Source organism: Saccharopolyspora terrae, assembly GCF_004348435.1.
GTDB classification, from domain to species: Bacteria; Actinomycetota; Actinomycetes; order Mycobacteriales; family Pseudonocardiaceae; genus Saccharopolyspora; species Saccharopolyspora endophytica.
The window spans coordinates 52,194-74,336 of the sequence record NZ_SMKS01000024.1; the positions used below are offsets into that span (position 1 = coordinate 52,194).

15 protein-coding genes and 1 pseudogene are annotated in these 22,143 nt (G+C 70.3%); 7 read left to right on the forward strand and 9 right to left on the reverse strand.

The features are described 5' to 3' along the window. Positions 1 to 17: 17 nt before the first annotated feature. The 4 genes from E1181_RS32910 to E1181_RS15570 form a co-directional block, all read right to left on the reverse strand. Complete coding sequence (locus tag E1181_RS32910) at positions 18 to 101, reverse strand: SapB/AmfS family lanthipeptide (RefSeq protein ID WP_132675454.1); 84 nt, start codon at positions 99 to 101, stop codon at positions 18 to 20. Positions 102 to 164: 63 nt separating this feature from the next. Next, a complete protein-coding gene (locus E1181_RS32915; RefSeq protein ID WP_132675456.1) occupies positions 165 to 248 on the reverse strand; it encodes a SapB/AmfS family lanthipeptide in 84 nt (27 codons plus the stop codon). 98 nt (positions 249 to 346) lie between these two features. After that, positions 347 to 3,019 (reverse strand): class III lanthionine synthetase LanKC, encoded by a 2,673-nt coding sequence (gene lanKC / locus E1181_RS15565; protein ID WP_132675406.1) that lies wholly within the window; start codon positions 3,017 to 3,019, stop codon positions 347 to 349. A gap of 27 nt (positions 3,020 to 3,046) precedes the next feature. Beyond that, positions 3,047 to 3,712, reverse strand: coding sequence for a GNAT family N-acetyltransferase (locus E1181_RS15570; protein WP_132675408.1), 666 nt, complete (start codon positions 3,710 to 3,712; stop codon positions 3,047 to 3,049). A 606-nt stretch (positions 3,713 to 4,318) separates the two neighbouring features. On the opposite strand from E1181_RS15570, the gene E1181_RS15575 reads away from it, so the two are divergent. From E1181_RS15575 to fabI, 6 genes are read left to right on the forward strand one after another with little or no spacing between them, the layout of a single operon-like run. After that, positions 4,319 to 5,266, forward strand: coding sequence for a ribonucleotide-diphosphate reductase subunit beta (locus E1181_RS15575; protein ID WP_132675410.1), 948 nt, complete (start codon positions 4,319 to 4,321; stop codon positions 5,264 to 5,266). 49 nt (positions 5,267 to 5,315) lie between these two features. Then, entirely contained in the window at positions 5,316 to 7,994 is a 2,679-nt protein-coding gene (locus E1181_RS15580; protein ID WP_165944633.1) for an aldehyde dehydrogenase family protein, read from the forward strand. Continuing rightward, on the forward strand, positions 7,987 to 9,621 hold the full coding sequence (locus tag E1181_RS15585) for a thiamine pyrophosphate-binding protein (RefSeq protein WP_132675414.1): 1,635 nt from the start codon (positions 7,987 to 7,989) through the stop codon (positions 9,619 to 9,621). Before E1181_RS15580 ends, E1181_RS15585 begins: the two co-directional genes overlap by 8 nt. Continuing rightward, positions 9,618 to 10,880: a beta-ketoacyl-ACP synthase II gene (gene fabF, locus E1181_RS15590; protein ID WP_132675416.1), complete on the forward strand. Its 1,263-nt coding sequence runs from the start codon at positions 9,618 to 9,620 to the stop codon at positions 10,878 to 10,880. Before E1181_RS15585 ends, fabF begins: the two co-directional genes overlap by 4 nt. Before the next feature lie 3 nt (positions 10,881 to 10,883). Then, entirely contained in the window at positions 10,884 to 11,579 is a 696-nt protein-coding gene (gene fabG, locus E1181_RS15595) for a 3-oxoacyl-ACP reductase FabG (protein ID WP_132675418.1), read from the forward strand. Between the two features lie 26 nt (positions 11,580 to 11,605). Continuing rightward, positions 11,606 to 12,373, forward strand: a complete 768-nt coding sequence (gene fabI, locus E1181_RS15600; protein WP_132675420.1) for an enoyl-ACP reductase FabI — start codon at positions 11,606 to 11,608, stop codon at positions 12,371 to 12,373. 104 nt (positions 12,374 to 12,477) lie between these two features. On the opposite strand, the gene E1181_RS15605 is transcribed toward fabI, so the two are convergent. Both E1181_RS15605 and E1181_RS15610 read right to left on the reverse strand, forming a co-directional pair. After that, positions 12,478 to 12,891, reverse strand: coding sequence for a ribonuclease domain-containing protein (locus E1181_RS15605; protein WP_132675422.1), 414 nt, complete (start codon positions 12,889 to 12,891; stop codon positions 12,478 to 12,480). A gap of 122 nt (positions 12,892 to 13,013) precedes the next feature. Further along, positions 13,014 to 13,949: a hypothetical protein gene (locus E1181_RS15610; RefSeq protein ID WP_132675424.1), complete on the reverse strand. Its 936-nt coding sequence runs from the start codon at positions 13,947 to 13,949 to the stop codon at positions 13,014 to 13,016. Between the two features lie 240 nt (positions 13,950 to 14,189). Between E1181_RS15610 and E1181_RS15615 the strand changes: the two genes are divergently transcribed. Beyond that, complete coding sequence (locus E1181_RS15615; protein WP_132675426.1) at positions 14,190 to 19,685, forward strand: ATP-binding protein; 5,496 nt, start codon at positions 14,190 to 14,192, stop codon at positions 19,683 to 19,685. A 104-nt stretch (positions 19,686 to 19,789) separates the two neighbouring features. Here the strand turns inward: E1181_RS15615 and E1181_RS15620 are convergent, their stop codons facing one another. The 3 genes and pseudogenes from E1181_RS15620 to E1181_RS31800 form a co-directional block, all read right to left on the reverse strand. After that, positions 19,790 to 20,212, reverse strand: coding sequence for a GreA/GreB family elongation factor (locus tag E1181_RS15620; protein WP_132675428.1), 423 nt, complete (start codon positions 20,210 to 20,212; stop codon positions 19,790 to 19,792). Between the two features lie 463 nt (positions 20,213 to 20,675). Then, on the reverse strand, positions 20,676 to 21,551 hold the full coding sequence (locus E1181_RS31795; RefSeq protein WP_132675430.1) for a carbohydrate-binding protein: 876 nt from the start codon (positions 21,549 to 21,551) through the stop codon (positions 20,676 to 20,678). 127 nt (positions 21,552 to 21,678) lie between these two features. After that, positions 21,679 to 22,074: pseudogene (locus E1181_RS31800) on the reverse strand (glycerophosphodiester phosphodiesterase family protein); the annotation flags it as partial. Positions 22,075 to 22,143 lie beyond the last annotated feature (69 nt).

Consider the following 22,143-nt stretch of genomic DNA (forward strand, 5'->3'; position numbering starts at 1 on the left):
GTTCACAGCGAAGTGCTTCAGCAGTTCGTGCTCTGCGTGCTACCGGGGACGGCGGCCTCGGCCGCGGTGGTCTCCAAGGCTTGGAGGTCGAGGATGGACATCTGAAATCACCACCTATCGTGTTTTTCGGTGTTCACTCATCGCGTGTGCGGCGATGGAGTGGGTCAGCAGTTGGTGCTCGCGGTGCTGCCGGGGACGGCGGCCTCGGCCGCGGTGGTCTCCAGGGCCTGGAGGTCGAGGATGGACATCTGAAATCACCACCTAACGCTTCACTCGGGTTTTCCTCGCCGAACGGTGAACGGCGAAGACATCTGTGGTCGCGCATCACCCGTGAACGGCGGATCGATCAGCGAATCGGATTGGTCGCCTCGCCGGTTCTTTCCGGGTGTGGATTTCCCTCGGGGGTGTTCTGGACTTTATCAGAGTCCTCGTTCCCGCCAAGGGTTTTCGCGATTTCGGGAGCAATTCCGGGCGGTTCCAGGAAAGGCATGAATTCAGCCTCGAAATCGTCGAGCGACGCGAGTGCCGCGAGCACTCCGGCGTTTCCGGTGGCGAAGTCCATCGAGAGCCGGAAATTGCCCTCGCCGGGGAATGCCAGGTGCCCGTGGTAGCCGAGCGCGTGCCAGTGCAGCACCGACAGGTGGGCGACGACGGAGTCCGGCAACCGCTCGCCCGCTCCTCCCCGCGCCAGCCGTCCCAGCGTCGCCAGCAGCCCGGCACGGCCGCTGAACAGCCCTGACTGCACGACCAGCGTGCTGCGGCAGCTCTCTCCGAGCCCCATCGCGGACTCGGACAGCCGCTCGTCGGGCACGTGCCGCAGCACCTGGTCGGCGATCAGCCCGATGCCCGCCGAACCGACGTCGAGGTAGGGCAGGGTGCGGAAACCGCCGTCCACCTGCAACGTCCCGTCCGGCCGGGCCACGCACAGATCGAGGTCGCGGTGCAGAGCGCGCACCGCCAGGCCCAGGTGCTCGCGCTGTCCCGTCGTCTCGAAGCAGCGCAGGAAGAACAGTGCGGGCCCGGTCCAGCCGCGCAGCAGCCCGCCGCGCGATCCGGCGTCGCGCAGCCCGATGCGGCCGGCGACGTCGATGCCGTGCGAGCGGCCGCTCTCGACGGCCTCCGCCAGCCGGTCGGCGACGCCCAGCGCGCCGGCCAGGTGTTCGCCGCCGCGATCGGCCAGGTGAAGGTGGTTCAGGCCGATCCCGGCCAGACCGCTGAACAGGCTGACGTCGTGGGTGAGCGCCACGTCCGGCGCGGCTCCTGCGATGAGCTCGGCGGCTTGGTCGTGGTGCCCCAGCAGGTCGAGGACGTGCGCGATGCCGTGGGCGCCGTCGAAGAAGCCGGGCGGGAGGTCCGACCGGGACGCGTGCTCGGAGAGCCAGGCCGCGTGCGCCGGATCGACCTCCTGCCCGGCGGTGCGCAGCGCCCACAGGACCCCGGCCGCGCCGAAGGCGAAGTCGGTGCCACCGTTGAGGAATCCCTGCACGTCACCGGGGAAGAGGCGGTCGTCGCGCTCCGGGGTGGCGGTGGCGCGGATCGCCCCGGCCAGCGACTCGCGCGCTGCGCGGCGTCCCGCTCCGTCGGTGAAGCGGACCTCCGGGGCTGCGGCGCCCTCGGTGCCGGGCGCCGGTCTGCGGAGCCGGTCGAGGATGAGCGCTCGCACGTGTTCGGGCAATTCGAAGTGCTCCTCCACTGCGGCGAGCAGTGCGCCCGCCTTGCCGGGGGACAGCGCGTTGAGGCTGGTCAGCGGTAGGAACAGCCACAGCGCGAGCGCTCCCAGCGCCTGCCGGTCGATCTCGGCGCCGCGAGCGTCGGGGTCGGTGAAGCCCGCGTAGCCCATGTGCTGGCGCTGCCCGCCGCCGATCTCGGAAGCCGACTCGAAGTCGACCAGCCCGACCCGGTCGTCCTCGTCGACGAGGACGTTCGCCGGGTGCAGGTCGCCGAAGACCAGGCCGTGCTCGTGGATGCGCTCCACCAGCTCGGTGACCCGCTCCAGGACGCGGACGGCGCGCTCGGCGTAGGTGCGCGTGGCCTGCGGTGTCGTTCGCGGGCCGACCAGCGGGTTGTGCAGCGCGCTCCAGGTCTGCAGCGTGCGGCCGGGAATCCGGTCCAGCACGGCGAAGCGGTGCTCCCACACGTCGACCAGCTCGTGCACGCGAGGCACGCCCTCGATGCCGTCGAGCGCGCGCAGCGCCCGCACCTCGTCGTCCAGCCGCGCGATCGCGTCCCGACCGGACGAGTCCAGCCCGGCCAGTGGACGAGCCTCCTTGAGCACCACCTCGGTCCCGTCGCTCTCCCGCCGGGCGAGGTAGACCCCGCCGCCGTTGGAGAAGTGCAGCGCCTCGGTGATCTGGTAGCCCAGCGAGGCCGACTGCGCGGATCGCGAGTCCAGGTGGGGCTGCAGGAACTCCGGTGGGCGCACCCAGTGCGGGGTGGTGAAGAACGGCCTCCGGTCGTCGGGGATCAAGGTGCCGTCCGGTTCTTCGATCGCCAGCACCCGGTCACCGCCATCGGTGAAGCAGTGCCGGGCGATGAAACCGCCGTAGCGCACGAAGACCGGCCCGTCACCGATCCGCAGATCGGTCAGCACGTACGGGCCGCGTTCGCCGGCCAACGCCTCGGCGAGCGCGTCGACCGCGGTCTCCAGCTGCGCGTCGTCGACCGGGTAGAGGGTCAGCAGCTTCCCGCTCGCCGAGCGCGGCGCGTACTTGAGGCTGTAGGCGCGCACCAGGCGGCCGGTGCGCAGGAACTTGAACGCGATGCCGGCCTCGAAGCAGTACCGGGCGACGATCTCCAGCACCCGTTCGGCGTTGTCCGGGGTCGCCGAGACGTGGATCTTCCAGCCTTGGCCGGGCAGTTCGGCACCCGCCGGGCGGGCCATGCACCAATCGAGGTTGCCGCCGCGATTCCAGCCTTCCGGAAATGTCAGGTCGAACGTGCTCTCCTCCGCACTCCACCGAGACGGCGCTTCGTAGAAGTGCCGGTCGGCGAGCGAGTACAGCTCCAAGTCCTCGCGCATCGCTGAATTCCCCCTGTTGCCGCCGGATCAGTAGGAACGCGTCCGGCCGCTGCGGCGGTCGAAATCGCGCAGCGAGGTCGGCGGGTCGTTCGCCAGGTACTTGCTGAGCAGCTCCCTGGCCTTGGCCTTGTCCTCGGCGGGAATCGCGTCGATCACCGGGAATTGCCCGGCATCGGCGGCCGCGTGCTCCTCGAACTCCTCGCGCAGGATCGACCAGATCGTGCGGTCGTAGTACATGCCGTCGAGGTAGTGGTAATCGCGCAGCACGCCTTCCAGGACGAATCCGCCCTTGGTCAGGATCTTCAGCGTTTCCTTGTTGTAGGCGGCGGTGGTGAACTCCACGCGGTGCGCGTTGATCCCGTTGAAGAGGTGCTCGATGACCAGTCCGAACGCCTCGGCCCCGTAACCGCGGCTCCACTTCTGCCAATCGCCGACGATGCCGCCGATGCTGTAGGAACCGGAGCTGTTCACCGGGCGGTAGTTGACCGCGCCGACGCGCTCGCCGTCGTTGGTCACGGCCATGAAGAACCGAATGTTGCCGTCCTCGTTGGCCGCCTTGACCGTGGCCGGGGTGAGGAATTCCCGGGTGTCGGCGGTCATGGCCGCGTTCGGCGAAAGGGGCTTCAACCAGCCCGCGATGAGGTCGTAGTCGTCTTCACCGGCCCATTCGATCCGGACGAATCTTCCCTGCATTGGCACCTTCTTCGGTCAGCGTCGTGATGCGGAACAACCGCGCCCCGCAGACGTGTTCGTCCGCCCGGATCAGACGATTCGACAATCGTGCGATCCGGTTTCGGAAAAGTCGTCAGCAGTTGTTCGGCGTGGGTTGGTGAGAGGTGAACCGACGGATGTTCGGTTCCCGCGATGCCTTGCTTGCTTCAGTCTCCCGTCCGACGCATCCAGGAGATCCGCGGTTCCCGTGAACGTGTCCCCAGTTTTTCCGTTTTTCATCCGCGTTTCCCAGCCGGACGGCGCGAAACGCTAAGCAGCGCACCATGAACTGTCAAGCGAAACCGCGATGTTCGGTCGTCCTGAGGTGGGCGGCGGGGCTATTCGGCGCAGTGCAGACGACTTCCAGCCAATTAGGGGTAGGGGTCGCAACCCCACATTTCCCCGAATCGCTTGACCGTTCTGGTGGCGGTTGTTTCACTGTGCCCACTCCGCGAACAGAGCTTGCTCAGTCTCTCGTTTTCCGGCCGGTGGTGCGCCTTCACCCCGCCGGGTCCCGTGTCGAACTTCTTGCGATCTCCGCTGCCGCGCCTGCGGGCGGGATCGACCGATGTGGTGCGAAGGATTGAGATGAGCCGTTGGACTCCGTTGCTCATGGACGAGGCGTCGCTGAGCGAGATGCCCAAGCTGCCGCTGAACGAGGTGATGCAGCACGCGCACGTGGTGGCGGCCCAGCGCCTCAAACCCAAGGAGCTCTACGAGCGGTGGGACCGCCAGCAGTGGTCCGCAGTGGACATCGAGCTCGGTCCGGACCGGGAGAACTTCCACGACGTCCTCACGCCCGGCTACCGCAAGATCATCGGCGAGTCCATCGCGACGTTCATCATCGGCGAGTACACCGGGCTGGACATGCTGGGCCCGATCATCAGCGGCTCGCCCGACGAGCAGTACTCGGTGTTCCTGGGAACGCAAATCGCCGACGAGACGCGGCACACGCACCTGGTGTTCCGGCTCGGCGAGGAGATCCTCGGCATGGATCCCGACCCGAAGCGGATGCTCGCCGAGTGCTGGAACATGTCGGCCCCCGCGCACCGCGAGCTGAGCATGCTGGAGGCCGGCATCGTGCGCGACCTGCAGCAACGGCCGCTGGACTACGGGCAGTGGCTGCGCGCGGTGACCCTGTTCCACATGATCACCGAGGGCGTGCTGGCGCTGGTCGGGCAGCGGGTGCTGGTCCAGGCGCTGCGCGACATGGAACTGCTCGACGGCGTCAAGACCGCGTTCACCGCGATGTGCCGGGACGAGTCCCGCCACGTCGGGTTCGGCATGCACGCGCTGCGCACCGGCGTGCTCGAAGGCCACCACGACGACATCTGCGAGGTGCTGGAGTCCGCGGTTCCGCTGGCGCTGCGGATCGACCAGGAGTCCTCGGCCGTGGCCACCAAGACCTTCCGGCAGATGAGCGTCGACATCCTGCGCCGCCACATGCGGCTGATCGGCATCGACGAGAGCTTCCAGGACCACCTCATCGCGACCGCGTCCGCGAAGGCCGACGGAGAGCGCGCCGATGCGCACTGACCGGCCCCACAGCAATTCCGCGCACGGAACTACAGGAAGGCGAGGCCTCATGGGGGACAACGCGAACGGCGGGCTCATTACCGAAGACGGTGTCGTCGGCCGAGATCAGGTGGCCTGGGACGCCGCCCTGCTGGCCAACCGGCTGCGCGGCAGGGGCGTGCGCGCCGGTGACCGGGTGGTGCTGTCGGCGGCGAACTCGGCCGAATTCGTGGTGGCGCTGTTCGCGCTGATCGCCGTGGACGTCTCCATCGTGCTGGTCGACCACAGGCAGACGGCGAAGGAACACCGCAGGAGCATCGCGCACGCGAAGGTCGAGTGGCTGCTGTGCGACGAGACCGTGCCCGCCGACGAGCTCGACGTCGAGACCATCTCGCTGGGCAACGTGCTCAGCGAAGTGCGGCTGTCCCGGCCGGTCGACGCCTTCGCCGACGTCCAGGACGCGCTGTCGTTCGAGCCCTGGTACCGCCGCGACGACGGCCTGGTCCTGTGGTCCTCGGGCACCACGGGGACGCCCAAGGGCATCGTGCGCTCGGGCGGGTCGGTGCGCGACAACATCGAACGCACCCAGCGCCGGATGGGCTACGTCGGCACCGATGTGCTGATGCCGCTGCTGCCGTTCTCGCACCAGTACGGGTTGTCGATCATCCTGCTGTGGTGGTGGTCGGAGTTCACGCTGGTGGTCAACCCGTCCAACCGGCTGGACCGGGCGTTGGACCGCATCAGCGAGCACGGCGTGACGGTGGTGGACGCGACCCCGTCGAGCTACGACACGATGCTGGCCATCTACGGCAAGCGCACCCGCTACCACGGTTCGCTGGCCAGCGTCCGGATGTGGTGCGTGGGCGGCGCTCCGCTGCCGGCGGCGCTGAGCGGACGGTTCCGCACGGTGCTCGGCAAGCCGCTGCTCGACGGCTACGGCAGCAGCGAAGCGGGCAACATCGCCCTCGCGGTCGAACCGGACCCGAGGGGCGTGGGCCGCGCGCTGGACGGCGTCGACATCAGGATCGTTGACGCGCAGGGAGATTCGCTGCCGCCGGGGGAGCGCGGCGAGATCGTGGTGCGCACCCCGGACTACATGAACGCCCTGCTCGGCGAGGACGGCGAACCGGTTCCGATCCTCGACCGCGACTACCGCACCAACGACCTCGGCTGGCTCGACGACCAGGGCAACCTGACGCTGGTGGGCCGCAAGCAGGCCGTGCACCGCCTCGGCCACACGATCTACCCGGACGCGCTGGTGGAGAAGGTGGAGCGCTGCGGACGCCCGGTGCGCGTGATCCCGTTCGACAACGAGCGGCTGGGCAGCGAGCTGGTGTTCGTCGTCGCCGACGAGCAGGACCGCAGCCCCGGCCACTGGCGGGCGCGGTTCGCCGACGAGCTCGCCGAGTACGAGCGGCCCAACCGGGTGGTGGTCGTGCCGGAGTTCCCGCTCAACCTCAACGGCAAGGTCGACATCGAGGCGCTGAGCGAGGTCGCCCGCGGCCGGGTCCACGGCGATGCACCGTCGATCCCGCACCCGGAGCGGTTGCGGGCGCTGCGCAGCGTCGTGGAGTTCCTGCAGTCGCAGCGCTCCCAGGTGCACGAGCTGCTCACCGAGGTCTCGCACCACGCCACGGTCAACGGCGAGATCGACCTGTGCATCCGGACCCTGGAAGGCGCGCAGGACGAGGTCCTCAAGCACCGGCCCCGAGCGGTCGGCGGCGCGGCGGTGTTCATGCCCTCGAACATCCCGCTGTACTCCTACGTGCTGTACCTGCTGATCCCCAGCCTGTACTGCGACCAGATCAGCTTCCGCGCCTCCAGCAAGATCGCCGATCTGACCCGCAAGCTGCACGAACTGCTCTCGCCGGCGCACAAGCTGCCGATCCACGACTGCTCGATGGCGCAGCGCGAGTTCATCGCGGGCCCCGTCGCCGAGTCCGAGCTCGTCGTGTTCACCGGCACCTACCACAACGCCGAGAAGGTGCGCCGGCAGCTGAGCTCCGAGCAGCTGTTCGTCTTCTTCGGGCAGGGCGTGAACCCGTTCATCGTCGGTTCGGACGCCGACCTGCGCAGCGCGATCCCCGCGCTGATCGACGTGCGGATGATCAACTCCGGGCAGGACTGCTTCGGCCCGGACCGGATCTTCGTGCACGACTCGGTCGCCGACGTGTTCGTGCCCGCGCTGTGCCACTACGCGGCCAAGCTCCGCCACGGCGACAACCGGGACACCACCAGCGACTACGGGTCGATGTACTACCTGGAGGCCTTCGCGGACTCCTTCGACTACCTGCGCCGGAACTCCCGGCACATCGTCTCCGGTGGCGAGGTCAGCATCATCGACATGCACCTGCGGCCGACCGTGCTGGAGCTGCCGCTGGACCCGAAGGCTCAGGCCGCCGAGATGTTCGCGCCGATCTTCAACGTGGTGCGCTACTCGACGGACGACGAGCTGCTGTCGGTGCTGAACTCGCCGTACTACATCGACCGCGCGATGGGCGCCACGGTCTACGGCGACATGCCTGAGGTGGTGGAGTTCCTGCGCAAGCGGCACCACGTGACGATCAACAGCACCCTGGTCGACCACGACGACGGCAACGAGCCCTTCGGCGGCCGGGGCATCGTCGCCAACTACGCGGCGCTGGGAAACCGGCGGGTCGCCGAGCCGCTGCTGCTGTCCAAGGCGGTCGCAGAACACCTCGGCACCGAGTCGCGGCGCCGCGAGCTGATCGGGGCCGCCGATGTCTGACCAGGTGAAAGGCGCCTGGCCGGCGGTCCTGGAGGTGCTGCGGCAGCACGACGCGGGCACCCTGTTCGGATTGCCCGGCGACGACCTCGAACTGCTCGACGCGATCGAGCGGGCCGACGATCCGCCGCGGCTGGTGCTGTGCCGCGACCAGCGCAACGCCCTGTTCATGGCCACCGGTCACGCCCTCCAGTCCGGGACGGTGACCGCGGCGGTCGTCGGCAAGGGCCCTGCCGTCACCAATGCCGCCACCGGCCTGCTGGAAGCCCAGTGCTCCCGCGCACCGGTGGTCCTGATCGGCGCGGGCACCGATCCGCACCACATCGGTGCCCGCGCTTTCCAAGAGCTCGACCAGGTCTCGGCGCTAGCGTCGCTGACCAAGTGGGCGCACCGGGTCGAGCACGCCGACCGGCTGGTCCCGGCCCTGCGCCGGGCGCTGCTGGTGGCCACCCAGGGCTCCCCGGGACCGGTGTACCTGGAGGTTCCGGACCACCTGCTGGCCGCGGACATCCCGCTGCGCGGTCGCGGCCTGGAACCGACCACGGGAGTTCCGCATCCGGTGCGGGCGGCCGAGCGGCCGATCCTGCTGGTCGGCGGTGGGATGCGGCACCGCAACGCGGAGCGGGTGGTGGAGCGGCTGGCCGAGCGCATCGGCGCGGCGATCTTCTGCACCGCTTCCGGGCGCGGCGCCGTCGACGAGGACCACCCGCAGTTCCTCGGGCTCTCCGGCCTCTACGCCGCACCGGTCACCGCGCAACTGTGGTCCACTTCGGACTGCGTGATCTCCTTGGGCAGCAGGCTGGAGGAGACCGCCACCCTCAACTGGCCGGAGCCGATCGGCGATTCGGTCCCGGTGGTGCAGCTCAACATCGCGGCCGAGGAGCTCGCCACCGACCACTCGGGCCCCTGCGTGACCGGGGACGCCGCCGCGACCGTCGAAGCCTGGCTGACCGACGACCTCGGCGGCGACCGAGGGGAGTGGGCCGATCTCGTCACCGCCGCGCGCCAGGAGCTGCGGCCCCGGGTCTCCGGTGAGCTGCGCATCCCGGACCTGCTCGCCGAAGTGCAGCGGGTGGTTCCGCAGGACCGAATCCTGGTGCAGGAGAACGGCTTGCAGGACATGTGGTCCTACTTCTTCCCGAACTACAGCTGCGGTCCCCGCGGTGGGTCCGTGGTGCCCTCCGAGCAGACCAGCCTCGGCTTCGGCGCCGCCGCGGCCGCAGGCGTGAAAGCCGCAGCCCCGCACCGCCCGGTCCTGGCGCTGGTCGGCGACGGCGCGTTCGCCCTGTTCGCCGCCGATCTGCGCACGCTGGTGCGCGAGCGGCTCGGCGTCTGCTACCTGGTGCTGCGCAACGGCGGCTACGGGTGGCTGCAACAGCAGGCCGACCAGCACGAGCCGCCGATCACGGGGTTCGCCTTCACCGATGACGAACCGCTGGTCCGCACTCCGGGCGTGCACCACGCGCTGGTGGAACGACCCGACGACCTGGCCCCGGCGCTCGCCGACGCGATGCGCCTGACCTCCGAAGGCACCCCGTGCGTGATCGAGGTGCCGGTGACGCTCGACGACTCGGCGCTGCGCCCCGACGGAGACTTCGGCACCCCCAAACCAGATGTGGAGCTCCCATGATTTCCGAGAACATCCGCCCGCTGCGCCGCCGCGTGGTGGTCACCGGCGTCGGCGCCGTGACCCCGGTCGGCCTGACCTTCGACGCCACCTGGGAGGCCTTCCTCGCCGGCCGCAGCGGCGTCGCCGAGATCAGCACCTTCGACGCCTCCGACCTGCCGACCTCGATCGCCGGGCAGATCAAGGACTTCGACGCCACCGAGCACATGCCGCGCACCATCGCCCGCCGCATGGACAGCTACGCCCAGTACGCGATGGCCGCGGCGGTGCAGGCCCAGCAGATGTCCAAACTGGACATCGACGAGGGGAACGCCGACCGCATCGGCGTGCTCATCGGCAGCGGCTACGGCGCGGTCAACTCCATCGACGGCTTCTCGGTGGCCATCCGCGAGAAGGGCCCGCGCTCGATCAGCCCGTACGCCCCGATCACCGGCGCGATCGACAGCGCCGCGGGTGAGATCAGCATGGCCTTCGGCGCCCGCGGCCCGAGCCGCGCGATCAGCAGCGCCTGCGCCACCGGTACCGACGCGCTGGGCGAGGCGGCCCGATGGATCCAGTTCGGCCTCACCGACGCGGTCATCGTGGGCGGCGCCGACAACTGCGTCACCCGCGTCGACCTCGCCGGCAGCGGCAACGCCCGGGCCCTGTCCCGCCGGGTCGACGACCCCCAGGCCGCCTCGCGCCCCTTCGACGAGGACCGCGACGGCTTCGTCATGAGCGCGGGAGCCGGAGTGCTGGTCCTGGAGGAGGCCGAGCTCGCGGAACGGCGGGGAGCCACCATCCTCGCCGAGGTCCTGGGCTACGGCTGCTCCTCCGACGCCTACCACTGGACCGCGCCGCAACCCGAAGGGCTGGGCGCCAAGCGCGCGATGCGCTCGGCCCTGGCCGACGCCGGTGTCGAACCCGGCCAGGTGGACCACGTCAACGCCCACGGCACCAGCACCAAGCTCAACGACGCCTCCGAGGTCGCCTCGCTGCGCGAGGTCCTGGGGACTCGGGCCACCGAGATCCCGATCTGCTCGATCAAGTCCATGACCGGGCACATGATCGGCGCGGCCGGTGCTGTGGAGGCCATCACCGCCGTTCAGACGATCCGCACCGGCATCGTCCCGCCCACGATCAACTGCCACCGCCCGCTGGCCGACGACATGAACTTCGTCCCGAACGAACCGCAGCAGCACCAGATCCGGGTGGCGATGAGCAACTCCTTCGGCTTCGGCGGCCACAACGCGGTCGTGGTCCTCGGCACGTGGGAAGGCTGAGCCGTGGCAGCATTGGTGACCGGCGGGAACAGGGGGATCGGCTTGGCGATCGCCCGCGAGTTCCAGGTGGCGGGCGAACCCGTCGCGGTCACGCACCGGGGACGGGCCCCGGAAGGGTTCCTCGGCGTCGCTTGCGACGTCACCGACTCGGGCCAGGTCGACGCGGCGTTCGACGAGGCGGAGGCCGAGCTCGGCCCGATCACCACGGTCGTGGCCAACGCCGGCATCACCGATGACCAGCTCCTGCTGCGCATGGACGAAGCCCAGTTCAGCAGGGTCGTCGACACCAACCTGACCGGTGCTTACCGGGTGGCCAAGCGCGGTGCGCGCAGCATGCTGCGGCAGCGCCGAGGACGGCTGATCTTCGTCTCGTCGGTGGTCGCGCACCGCGGTGAGGCGGGTCAGGCCAATTACGCGGCGAGCAAGGCCGGTCTGCTCGGGATGGCGCGCTCGCTGGCCCGCGAACTGGGTTCGCGCGGCATCACGGTCAACGTCGTCGCGCCCGGGATGATCAGCACCGACATGACCGAGGGACTGTCGGAAGCCCGCAGGCAGCAGATCCTCGACGGCACCCCGCTGGGCCGCTGCGGCGAGCCCGCCGAGGTAGCGGCAGCGGTGCGCTGGCTGGCCTCGGACCAGGCCGGGTACATCACCGGCGCACTCATCCCGGTCGACGGCGGCGCCGGCATGGGCCATTGAGCCCGCGGTGGAGAAGGAGGAATGAGATGCCGGGATTGCTCGCGGGCAAGCAGGTCCTGATCACCGGGGTGCTGACGGACTCGTCGATCGCCTTCCACGCGGCAAAGGTCGCCCAGCAGCAGGGCGCTCGCGTCGTGCTGACCGGCTACGGTCGGCTGAGCCTGGTGCGGCGCATCGCCAACCGGCTCCCGGACCCACCGCCGGTGATCGAGCTCGACGTCACCGACCAGACCATGCTCGACGATCTCGCACCGCGGCTGCGCGACCACGTCGACCGCCTCGACGGCGTGCTGCACTCGATCGCCTACGCGCCCCCGAGCTGCCTCGGCGAGGGTTTCCTGGACGCCCCGTGGCCGGACGTCGCGACAGCGGTGGAGGTTTCGGCCTACTCGTTGAAGTCCCTCGCGGTCGCCTGCCGCCCGCTGATGCCTGCGGGAGGCTCGATCGTCGGCGTGGACTTCGACGCGGGCGTGAGCTGGCCGGGGTACAACTGGATGGGTGTGGCCAAGGCGGCCCTGGAATCCACGACCCGCTACCTGGCCCGGGAACTCGGCCCCGGCGGGATTCGGGTCAACCTGGTCGCCGCGGGCCCTCTGCGCACGGTCGCCGCGCGCTCCATCGGAGGTCCCGACGACCTCGAAACGGCCTGGCGGGACAGGGCTCCGCTGGGCTGGGACACCACCGATCCGGAACCGGTCGGTCGCACCCTCTGCGCCCTGCTGTCCGACTGGCTCCCGGCGACCACCGGCGCGATCCTCCACGCCGACGGGGGTTTCCACTCGACCGGCCGGTGACGGGACCGGCCGGTCCGGGACGTCGGTTTCAGCTGAAACCTCGCGCACCGCAGCGGGAGGGCGGGGCTTTCAGCTGAAACCGGCGGACAACCGGTGCTGGAGTCCTACAGCAGGTGGAAGGTGCCGTAGTGGTCGGGGGAGAAGTACACCTCGTTGGTGGTCGTGTCCAGGACCAGGCGGTAGGCCTGGCGCTGGGCGCCGCACTCGCGCGGGGTCACGTCGAACTCGAGGTAGTTGTGGCCCTCGGGGAGCTGGCCCTCGTAGTTGTTGTAGGTGCCGCCGGCGAAGTTGCACTGCCCGTCCGGCCAGTCCACCCAGCCGCGCTCCGACGGGTAGTTCAGCGAGGCCCAGATCTCGTTCGAGCTGCGAGCTTCGTCGCAACCGTTGACCTCGCAGGCCTGCGCGACGGCGGCCGTGGCGGTCGGGGCGACCACGGCACTGCCGCCGCCGAGCAAGCCGAGCACGGCGAAAGCGGCGATGAGCAGCTTGATCACGGGGTTGATCCGATTGTGCGTCACACGTCCTCCCGAAAGTTGCCAGCGCCTCCGGAATCTAGAGGCGTCTGAAGACTTTCGGGGCAGATCTGCGACAACTGGACAACCGGATCAAGAACACGTGAACATCAGTGGTCCGAACCACATCAGTCCCGCCCCCGAGACGTCACGGCGTCGACCTGGGTGTGCATGAGGGCGAGGGTTTGGTCGAGGGTGAGGCCGGAGTTCACGGCGTGGTCGAGGTAGGTGAGGATGCGCTGCGCGTCCTCGCCGAGGACCGCGTTGGTGGAATCCGCCGTGGCGGCGTCGAGGGTGCCGAGGCTCGCGCGCTGCTGGGCGCCGCGCACGGCGCGGCGGAGGATCGTGGTCTCCTGCGCGTTCGGACGCCGGCGTTCCTCGGTGAGGCGGGCGAGGATGCGTCGCACGGTCGGGTCGTTCTTGACCGTCGCGGTCCGGGCGGCGTAGGCGGCCACCATCTGCGACCCGCGTCGATCGTCCGGAGCGCTCGGGCCGTTCTCGGCGTGGGCGGGCGGCACGGCGACGTCGAGCGCGTCCATCGCGCGCTGCACGCGGGCGTCCCGGGCGCGCGCTCGGGCGATCGCGTCCGGGCGTCCCTTGCCCGCGCGCTCCCGCACCTGCTCACGGGCCTGCTGGCCGGCGGCGGACAGTCGCCGGGGTCGGGTGACCAGGCCGTCGTTGATCTGCTGCTGGCGCTTGAGCCGCAGGTGCATGTCCAGCGACTGCCCGGCCCGGGGTGGGGCCAGCCGCGCGTTGCGCTCGAAGTCGTCGTCCGAGTCGCGGAACCACTTCCGCAACCGCCGGACCAGGAAGTCCTCCGGCGACTCCCGGTCGCCCCGCTGGGGCTGGAAGCCCTCCTGGCCCTCGGGGAGGTTGTCGAGCGCGACCTTGATCGCGTCCACGCACCAGCCCGCGTCGAACCAGCGGTTGAGGATCGCGATGGCCTCCGAGGTCACCGGGTGACCTGGGAAGAGCTCGCCGAACAGCTTCCTCGTGGCCAGCTCGACCTGCTCCCGGTCCGCCGGGATGACCCGGCCCGGCCAGGTCTGCGGGGTGAAGGCCATTCGGTTCCTCCAGGGGTGCGTGTGCGCCACCAGTGTCCACCAACGGTTCCGATGATCGACGCCGGATCGTGACCGCGGACCTACCGGCGGCGTCCACAGGGCTTCCGTTTGGTGGGTCTCGACTATTTTCGGGGCCCACCACGCCAGGCTGGCTACATATCCCTACTTCCCGGTAACCGGGAGGGTGTTCTTGAACGTCGGGAGTGCCAGCTCCCGTGAGGAGATTGGGAGGTCTTGTCGGTGTTCCGTCGTGTGGCGATCGTCAACCGCGGGGAAGCCGCGATGCGGCTGATTCATGCTGTGCGGGAGGTCGAGGCCGAGACAGGGGCCCGGATCGAGACCGTCGCCCTCCATACCGACGCGGACCGCTCGGCGGCCTTCGTGCGGGAGGCGGACCTCGGCTACGACCTCGGTGCCGCTCGGGACCGGCCCTACCTGGACCTGGGTGTTCTGGAGCGGGCGCTGATCGAGACCGGGGCGGACGCGGCCTGGGTCGGCTGGGGCTTCGTCGCCGAGGACCCGGCGTTCGCCGAGCTCTGCGAGAAGCTGGGCGTGACCTTCATCGGCCCGAGCGCCGACGCGATGCGCAAGCTCGGCGACAAGATCGGCGCGAAGCTGATCGCCGAGGAGGTCGGTGTCCCGGTCGCGCCGTGGAGCCGAGGCGAGGTCGCCGACCTGGACGCGGCCGTCCGCAGCGCGGGTGAGATCGGTTACCCGCTGATGCTCAAGGCCACCGCTGGCGGCGGCGGGCGCGGCATCCGCGTGATCCACGACGAGCGGGAACTGGCCGACACCTACGAGCGCACCCGGCTGGAGGCCGAGCGGGCGTTCGGCAGCGGCGCGGTCTTCCTGGAGCGGCTGGTCACCGGCGCCCGGCACGTCGAGGTCCAGGTGATCGCCGACGGCCAGGGCACGGCGTGGGCGCTGGGGGTCCGCGACTGCTCCGTGCAGCGGCGCAACCAGAAGGTCATCGAGGAATCCTCCTCGCCGGTGCTCAGCGCCGAGCAGAACGCCGAGCTCAAGGCCGCGGCCGAGCGGCTCGCGCTGGCCGTGGACTACCGGGGCGCCGGGACCGTGGAGTTCCTCTACCACCCCGGTGACCGGCTGTTCGCCTTCCTGGAGGTCAACACCCGGCTGCAGGTCGAGCACCCGATCACCGAGGCCACCACCGGCGTCGACCTGGTGAAGGCCCAGCTGCACGTGGCCTCGGGCGGCAAGCTGGAAGGGGAGCCGCCCGCCGAATCCGGGCACGCCATCGAGGCCCGGCTCAACGCCGAGGACCCGGAGCGCGACTTCGCACCGGCGCCGGGCAAGATCGTCCGGCTCGACTTCCCCGCAGGGCCCGGCATCCGCGTCGACACCGGCGTCGACGAGGGCGACAGCATCCCCGCCGACTTCGACTCGATGATCGCCAAGATCATCGCCGTGGGGCGCGACCGGGACGAGGCGCTGGGCAGGCTGCGCCGCGCGATGGCGCAGACGACGGTGATCGTCTCCGGCGGTGCGACCAACAAGAGCTTCGTGCTCGACCTGCTCGACCGGCCCGAGGTGATCGACGGTTCCGCCGACACGGGCTGGATCGACCGGGTCCGCGCCGAGGGTGAGCTCCAGTCGCACCGGCACTCCGCGATCGCCCTGGCCGCGGCCGGGATCGAGGCGTACGAGGACGCCGAGCTCGTCGAGCGGCAGCGGTTCCTGGCCGCCGCGCACGGCGGCCGGCCGCAGGCGCAGCACGAGAGCGGCAGGCCCCTGGAGTTCAAGCTGCGCGGCAACTCCTACCGCGTGCAGGTGGCGCGCATCGGGCACGAGCGGTTCCGGATCGGGATCAGCGCGGGCAACGGCGGTCCGGTCCACACCGCCGACGTCGAGGTCGAGCGCTTCGACGACCACGTCGGGCAGCTCACCGTCAACGGCGAGCGCTACCGCCTGGTCACCGACACCCACGGTCCGGTGTGCCTGGCCGAGGTGAACGGCGTGGCCCACCGGGTCAGCCGCGACGAGGGCGGCGTGCTGCGCTCGCCCGCGCCCGCGCTGGTCGTCGCGACCCCGCTGGAGGTCGGCGCCGAGGTCGAGGAAGGCGCAGCGGTCCTCGTGCTGGAGAGCATGAAGATGGAGACCGTGCTGCGCGCCCCGTTCCGCGCCAAGCTGCGGGAGTGCCTGGTGCGCACCGGAAGTCAGGTCGAGACGGGCGCGCCGCTGCTGCGGCTGGAGCCGCTCGGCGACGCCGACGAGCCCGGCGACGAGCAGGCCGCGTCCGAGACCGCTGATCTCGCGCTCCCCCCGGGACGGGAGGGGATCGACGCGGGCGAGCGCGCGACGCGCAGCCGGCAGGACCTGCGCAGCATGCTGCTCGGGTTCGACGTGGACCCGCAGGACGAGCGCCGGGTCCTCAACGACTACCTGCGGGCCCGCGAGGAACTGGTCGAGGCCGGACGGCGTCCGCTGGCCGAGGAGATCGAACTCCTGGAGGTCTTCGCCGACCTCTCCGAGCTGAGCCGCAACCGGCCGGTCGGGGAGGAGACGGCGGCGGACTCGCGGGTGCACAGCTCGCGCGAGTACTTCCACACCTACCTGCAGAGCCTCGACGTCGAGCGGGCCGGGCTGTCCGAGACGTTCCAGCGGCGCCTGGTCAAGGTCCTCGCCCACTACGGCGTCGACGAGCTGGACCGGACCCCGGAGCTGGAGGAAGCGGTCTTCCGGATCTTCCTCGCCCAGCAGCGCGCCTCCTCGGACGAGGCGGCGGTGTCGACCCTGCTGCGGCAGTGGCTCGCCGAGGCACCGCCGTCCGGCGCGAACCGCCAGCCCGCCGGTCTCGCCCTGGAACACCTGGTCGCGGCCACCCAGCTGCGCTTCCCCGCGCTGTCCGACCTCGCGCGCACCGTGGCGTTCCGCTGGTTCGCCCAGCCGATGCTGCGCCGCCACCGAGCGGAGGTCTACGCGGGAGTGCGCAAGCACCTGAAGCACCTGGACGAGAACCCGGCCGCACCGGACCGGGCCGAGCGGATCTCCGCGATGGTCTCCAGCGCCGAACCGCTGGTCCGGCTCGTCGGCCAGCGCATCGGCCGCGAGGGCACCGATCCGGCGCCGCTGCTGGAGGTGCTCGCCCGCCGCTACTACGGCAACCGGGAGCTCGACGACGTCCGCTCGGTCCAGGTCGCCGACTGCATTTTCGTCACCGCCGAGCACCGCAGCGCTGGTTCGCGCGTGGTGAGCACGGCGGTGGACTTCGCCGCGCTGCCCGACGTCGTGCGGGCGATCGGTGAGCTGGCCACCGACGGCGACCTGGTCGCCGACGTCTACCTGGTGTGGGACGGCCAGCCCGACGACACCGACGCCATGGCGGTCCGGCTCGGCGAGGTGCTCGCCGCTCAGCAGCTGCCGAGCCAGGTCAACCGGATCACCACCACGGTGGCCGGTCCCAGCGGTGCGGTGATGCACCACCACTTCACCTTCCGCCCGTCGCCGGAGGGCTTCGCCGAGGAACGCCTGATCCGCGGGCTGCACCCGCTGCTCGCCGACCGGATGCAGCTGGAGCGGCTGCGCGAGTTCGACCTCGACCGCCTGCCCTCGGCCGACGAGGAGGTCTACCTGTTCCGGTGCGTGGCACCGCAGAACCCGGCCGACGAGCGGCTGGTGGCGCTGGCGCAGGTGCGGGACCTGACGCCGCTGCGGGAGTCCGACGGCAGGCTCGTCGCACTGCCCGCCGCGGAGGGCGTGCTCACCGCGTGCCTCGACGCGATCCGCAAGGCCCAGGCGACGAAGCCCAAGGCGAACAAGCGATCCGGGACCAACCGCATCGTCATCTACGTCTGGCCCCCGAACGAGCTGTCCATGGACGAGCTCGACGTCGTCGCGCAGCGCGTGCTGCCCACGACGGCCGGGGCCGGGCTGGAGGAAGTGCTGTTCCTGGTGCGCCAGCCCGACCCGGAGACCGGCGAGCTCGGCGAGGTCGCGGTGCGCATCGGCTACGACGCCGGGGCGGGGATGCGGTTCTCCGTCGAGCCGCCGTCGGTGGAGCCGATCCAGCCGCTGGACTCCTACCGGCAGAAGGTGCTGCGGGCGGCCAACCGCGGAACCGCCTACCCGTACGAGCTGACGAAGGTGCTCGCCGGTGCGCACGGCACGTTCGTCGAGCACGACCTCGACGAGGACGGCGTGCTGGTGCCGGTGGACCGGCCGAAGGGGCAGAACTCGGCGGCGATCGTGGCGGGCGTGGTCACCACGCCCACGCGCCGGCACCCCGAGGGCATGTCGCGGGTGGTGCTGCTGGGCGACCCGACCAAGGCGCTGGGCGCGCTGTCGGAGCCGGAGTGCTCCCGCGTGATCGCCGCGCTGGACCTCGCCGAGCGGATGCGGGTGCCGCTGGAGTGGTTCGCGCTGTCGGCCGGTGCGCGGATCTCGATGTCCTCGGGCACCGAGAACATGGACTGGGTGGCCGCCGCGCTCAAGAAGATCGTCACCTTCACCCAGGGCGGTGGTGAGATCAACGTCGTGGTGGCGGGCATCAACGTCGGTGCGCAGCCGTACTGGAACGCCGAGGCCACGATGCTCATGCACACCAAGGGAATCCTGGTGATGACACCGGATTCGGCGATGGTGCTCACCGGCAAGCAGTCGCTGGACTTCTCCGGCGGTGTGTCGGCCGAGGACAACTTCGGCATCGGCGGCTACGACCGCGTCATGGGACCGAACGGTCAGGCGCAGTACTGGGCGCCGAACCTCGCCGCGGCCAACGACGTGCTCATGGCCCACTACGAGCACACCTACATCGCCCCCGGCGAGACCGGGCCGCGCGGTGCGGGCAGCAGCGACCCGCGCGACCGCGACATCTCGACCTACCCGCACGAGCTCGCCGACAGCGACTTCAGCACGGTGGGTCAGATCTTCTCGTCCGAGCACAACCCGGACCGCAAGAAGTCCTTCGACATCCGGACCGTGATGCGGGCGGTGTCCGACCAGGACCACCCGGTGCTGGAGCGCTGGGCGGGGATGGCCGACGCCGACACGGCCGTCGTCCAGGACGCGCACCTCGGTGGCAGCCCGGTCTGCCTGATCGGTGTCGAATCGCGTTCGGTCGCGCGGCGCGGGTTCCCGCCCACCGACGGCCCGGACGCCTACACCTCGGGCACGCTGTTCCCGCGGTCGTCGAAGAAGGTCGCGCGGGCGATCAACGCGGCCAGCGGGAACCGGCCGCTGGTGGTGCTGGCGAACCTGTCCGGGTTCGACGGCTCACCCGAGTCGATGCGCAAGCTGCAGCTGGAGTACGGCGCCGAGATCGGCCGGGCCATCGTCAACTTCGACGGCCCGATCGTGTTCTGCGTGATCTCCCGGTACCACGGCGGCGCGTTCGTCGTGTTCTCCAAGGCGCTCAACCCGAACATGACCGTCCTCGCGGTCGAGGGTTCCTACGCCTCGGTGATCGGTGGCGCACCGGCGGCAGCGGTCGTCTTCGCGGGTGACGTTAACGAGCGCACCGCGAACGACCCGAGGGTGCGGGAGCTCGAAGAGCTCGTGGCGGCTGCCGACGGTCCGGAACGAGCGGCTCAGAGCCTGAAGCTGGCCGACGTCCGCGCCGAGGTGCGGGCCGAGAAGCTCGGTGAGGTTGCTGCGGAGTTCGACCGGGTGCACAGCATCCAGCGCGCGGTGGAGGTCGGCTCGGTCGACGCGATCGTGCGCGCCGACGAGCTGCGTCCGCGGATCATCGACGCCATCGAGAAGGCGGCGCAGCAGGGCTGAGCCCGAGGGCGCGGTTCTGGTCCGAACCGTCCGGTCACCACAGACATTGATCATGGACGGTGCGGACCAGAACCGCCCCGGGCGCAGCATCACCCGAGAACGGGTCATGCGCGATGCGGCACCGCCTTGAGGAGGGTGACCCGCTCGGTGCCGCCGTTGGGGACGTCGTAGGTCCGCTCGTCGCCCTGCCGGGCTCCGGTCAGGGCGGCGCCGAGCGGCGACTCGGGGGAGTAGACCGCGAGACCGTCGGTGTCGGTGCCGTCGCGGGTGCCGAGCAGGAAGGTCTCGATCTCGCCGTCGTCGTAGCGGACGGTGAGCTGCATGCCGGGCTCGGCGACGCCGTCGTCCGGCGGCGGGTCACCGACCACGGCGTTGTCCAGCAGATCCCTGATCTGCCGGATGCGAGCACGCCGGTGCCCCTCGTCGTCCAGCTCGGCGGCGGAACGGTGGGAGACCAGATCTGCGAGCTCGGCCCGCAGCCGGTCGTGAGCGTCCTGGGTCATCCAGTGGGGTTGCGTGGTCGTCATGGTCTTCCTCGTGTCGACGGGTCGGTTTGGGGGCGCCGGGATCAAGGCGTGGGCCGCGTGGTGCGTGGGGGAACGCGCGGATCTCATCGATCCGACGTGCGCGGCATCGGAGAGAAGGCACGGCGGGGCGTCGGCGGATGATGTCCGCTCGCGCCGCTCGGCCGTGCGGGGTGTTTACCGTCGGCGGCGTACCGGTCTGGGCCGGACGGTCGCGCGGTCTTCGGGGGGCGAGTCGATCATCGCTGAGGCCCGTGGACCACGACGGGTGCGTGCGATAGCGCCGCCCATGACCAGCCCTCCCGTGATGTGACCTCACCGTTCAAGCCCGATCATGGCAGACGTTCAGACCAACGCCACTGTGGAAAACGTACAAATCGTCAGTGGCACTTGTGCGGTTCCTTCAACCTGCCGACACGACGAGAGGCCGGCCCCGTCGGAGCCGGCCTCTCGTCGTGATCTCGGATTACCGCAGGTCGAACTGGAAGAGGTCGAGGTTGAAGCGGGGCGCCACGTCGTCGTCGACCTTCACGACGAACTCGTGCCTGCCCGCTTCGAAGTGCCGGGTCTCCAGCGGCTGCAGGTCGAAGGCCCGGGTCTCGTGCGTGGTGTTGCCGATGTCGTGGCGTCCGGTGGTCCCGTCGGCCCAGTCGATGGCGATGCGCCCGGCCGGCGCGCCGTTGGAGGCCAGCCGCGCCGACACCTGGTAGTCCCCGGACCGCGGGAGTTCCACCGCGTACTTGATCCACTCGCCGGACCTGACGGAGCTCACCGCGATCGCGCCCTCGACGTCGCACACGTCGACGCCGCCTTCTCCGCCGCAGGTGTTCGGGTCGAGGTCGTGGTAGCCGACGCCCTCACCGCCGGGCGCGTGGTCCTCGGCCTGGACGCGCACGGTGCGGCCGCCGGGCTGGGCCTCCCAGCGGCTCATGTCGCCGCCGTTGCGCCAGTGGTGCAGGCCCTCGATCTCGTCGGTCTGGATCATCGACGCGTCGTGCTCCTCGACGACGGCCTGCCAGCCGAGCTCCGGGTCGCGACGGGACGCCTCGTCGGTGTAGGTGGCGGCGAGGTCCTGCCACATCGTGTTGATCCACACGCGGCTGTCCTGCTGGATCTGATCCAGCAGCGCCGGCTGCACCTGCGGGTCGGTGAGCTGGTCGAACACGACCTCGTAGGCCACCGGCTGGCGTCCGGGGAAAGTCCCGACCACGTCGGCGTTCTCGTCCTTGATGATGTGCATGTAGAGGATCTCGGGATCCTGGGCCATGAAGTCGGCGGCCTCCTGCACGGTCGGGCTGCCCTTGAACAGGCCGTGATCGACCGTGCCGGTCGCCCGCAGCAACCCGGTACATGTCCTCGCGGATGCCCCAGCCCTTGTCCAGGTTGACCATCGCGCGGCCCTTGACCGCGAGCATGGCCTCGTCCAGCGTCGGGACCGAGTGCGCGGTCAGGGCCGCCTGCTCGCCGCCGAGGTGCTCCTTCAGCCGCAGCTGCTTGATCTGCGCCAGCGTCAGGTCCGAGACCTCGCCGGTCCCGTTCGTCGTGCGGTCGACGGTCTCGTCGTGCATCAGAACCAGGTGGCCGTCGGCGGTCTTGCGCACGTCGATCTCGACGATCTCGGCGCCGTCCCGGACGGCCTCGTCGATCGCGGCGAGGGAGTTCTCCGGGTGGTCGCGCCAGGCTCCGCGGTGCGCGGCCGCCAGCAGCGGCGCGCGGTCGGAGTGGTCGAGCAGGTCCCGGTGGATCCGCTCGAGGGGGGCGGTCTGGTTCGCCGAGACCGATGGCGTCACCGCGAGTCCGGTGGCGAGGATGCCGAGCGCGGCGGCACCCGCTGCCGCACGGCGGCGGGCCGAAGTCGTGTCCACTGAAAGTGCTCCAATCTGACGAAAGCGACACAACCTTCGGCTGAACCTGTGAACCGGTCGTGAACGAAC

Bases quoted from the DNA above. Each gene is read 5' to 3' on its own strand.
- E1181_RS32910 (WP_132675454.1), bottom strand. From the start codon at position 101: ATGTCCATCCTCGACCTCCAAGCCTTGGAGACCACCGCGGCCGAGGCC.
- E1181_RS15610 (WP_132675424.1), bottom strand. From the start codon at position 13,949: ATGGCCTTCACCCCGCAGACCTGGCCGGGCCGGGTCATCCCGGCGGAC.
- E1181_RS15585 (WP_132675414.1), top strand. From the start codon at position 7,987: ATGTCTGACCAGGTGAAAGGCGCCTGGCCGGCGGTCCTGGAGGTGCTG.
- E1181_RS32915 (WP_132675456.1), bottom strand. From the start codon at position 248: ATGTCCATCCTCGACCTCCAGGCCCTGGAGACCACCGCGGCCGAGGCC.
- fabF (WP_132675416.1), top strand. From the start codon at position 9,618: ATGATTTCCGAGAACATCCGCCCGCTGCGCCGCCGCGTGGTGGTCACC.
- E1181_RS15570 (WP_132675408.1), bottom strand. From the start codon at position 3,712: ATGCAGGGAAGATTCGTCCGGATCGAATGGGCCGGTGAAGACGACTAC.
- E1181_RS15620 (WP_132675428.1), bottom strand. From the start codon at position 20,212: ATGACGACCACGCAACCCCACTGGATGACCCAGGACGCTCACGACCGG.
- lanKC (WP_132675406.1), bottom strand. From the start codon at position 3,019: ATGCGCGAGGACTTGGAGCTGTACTCGCTCGCCGACCGGCACTTCTAC.
- fabI (WP_132675420.1), top strand. From the start codon at position 11,606: ATGCCGGGATTGCTCGCGGGCAAGCAGGTCCTGATCACCGGGGTGCTG.
- E1181_RS15575 (WP_132675410.1), top strand. From the start codon at position 4,319: ATGAGCCGTTGGACTCCGTTGCTCATGGACGAGGCGTCGCTGAGCGAG.
- E1181_RS15580 (WP_165944633.1), top strand. From the start codon at position 5,316: ATGGGGGACAACGCGAACGGCGGGCTCATTACCGAAGACGGTGTCGTC.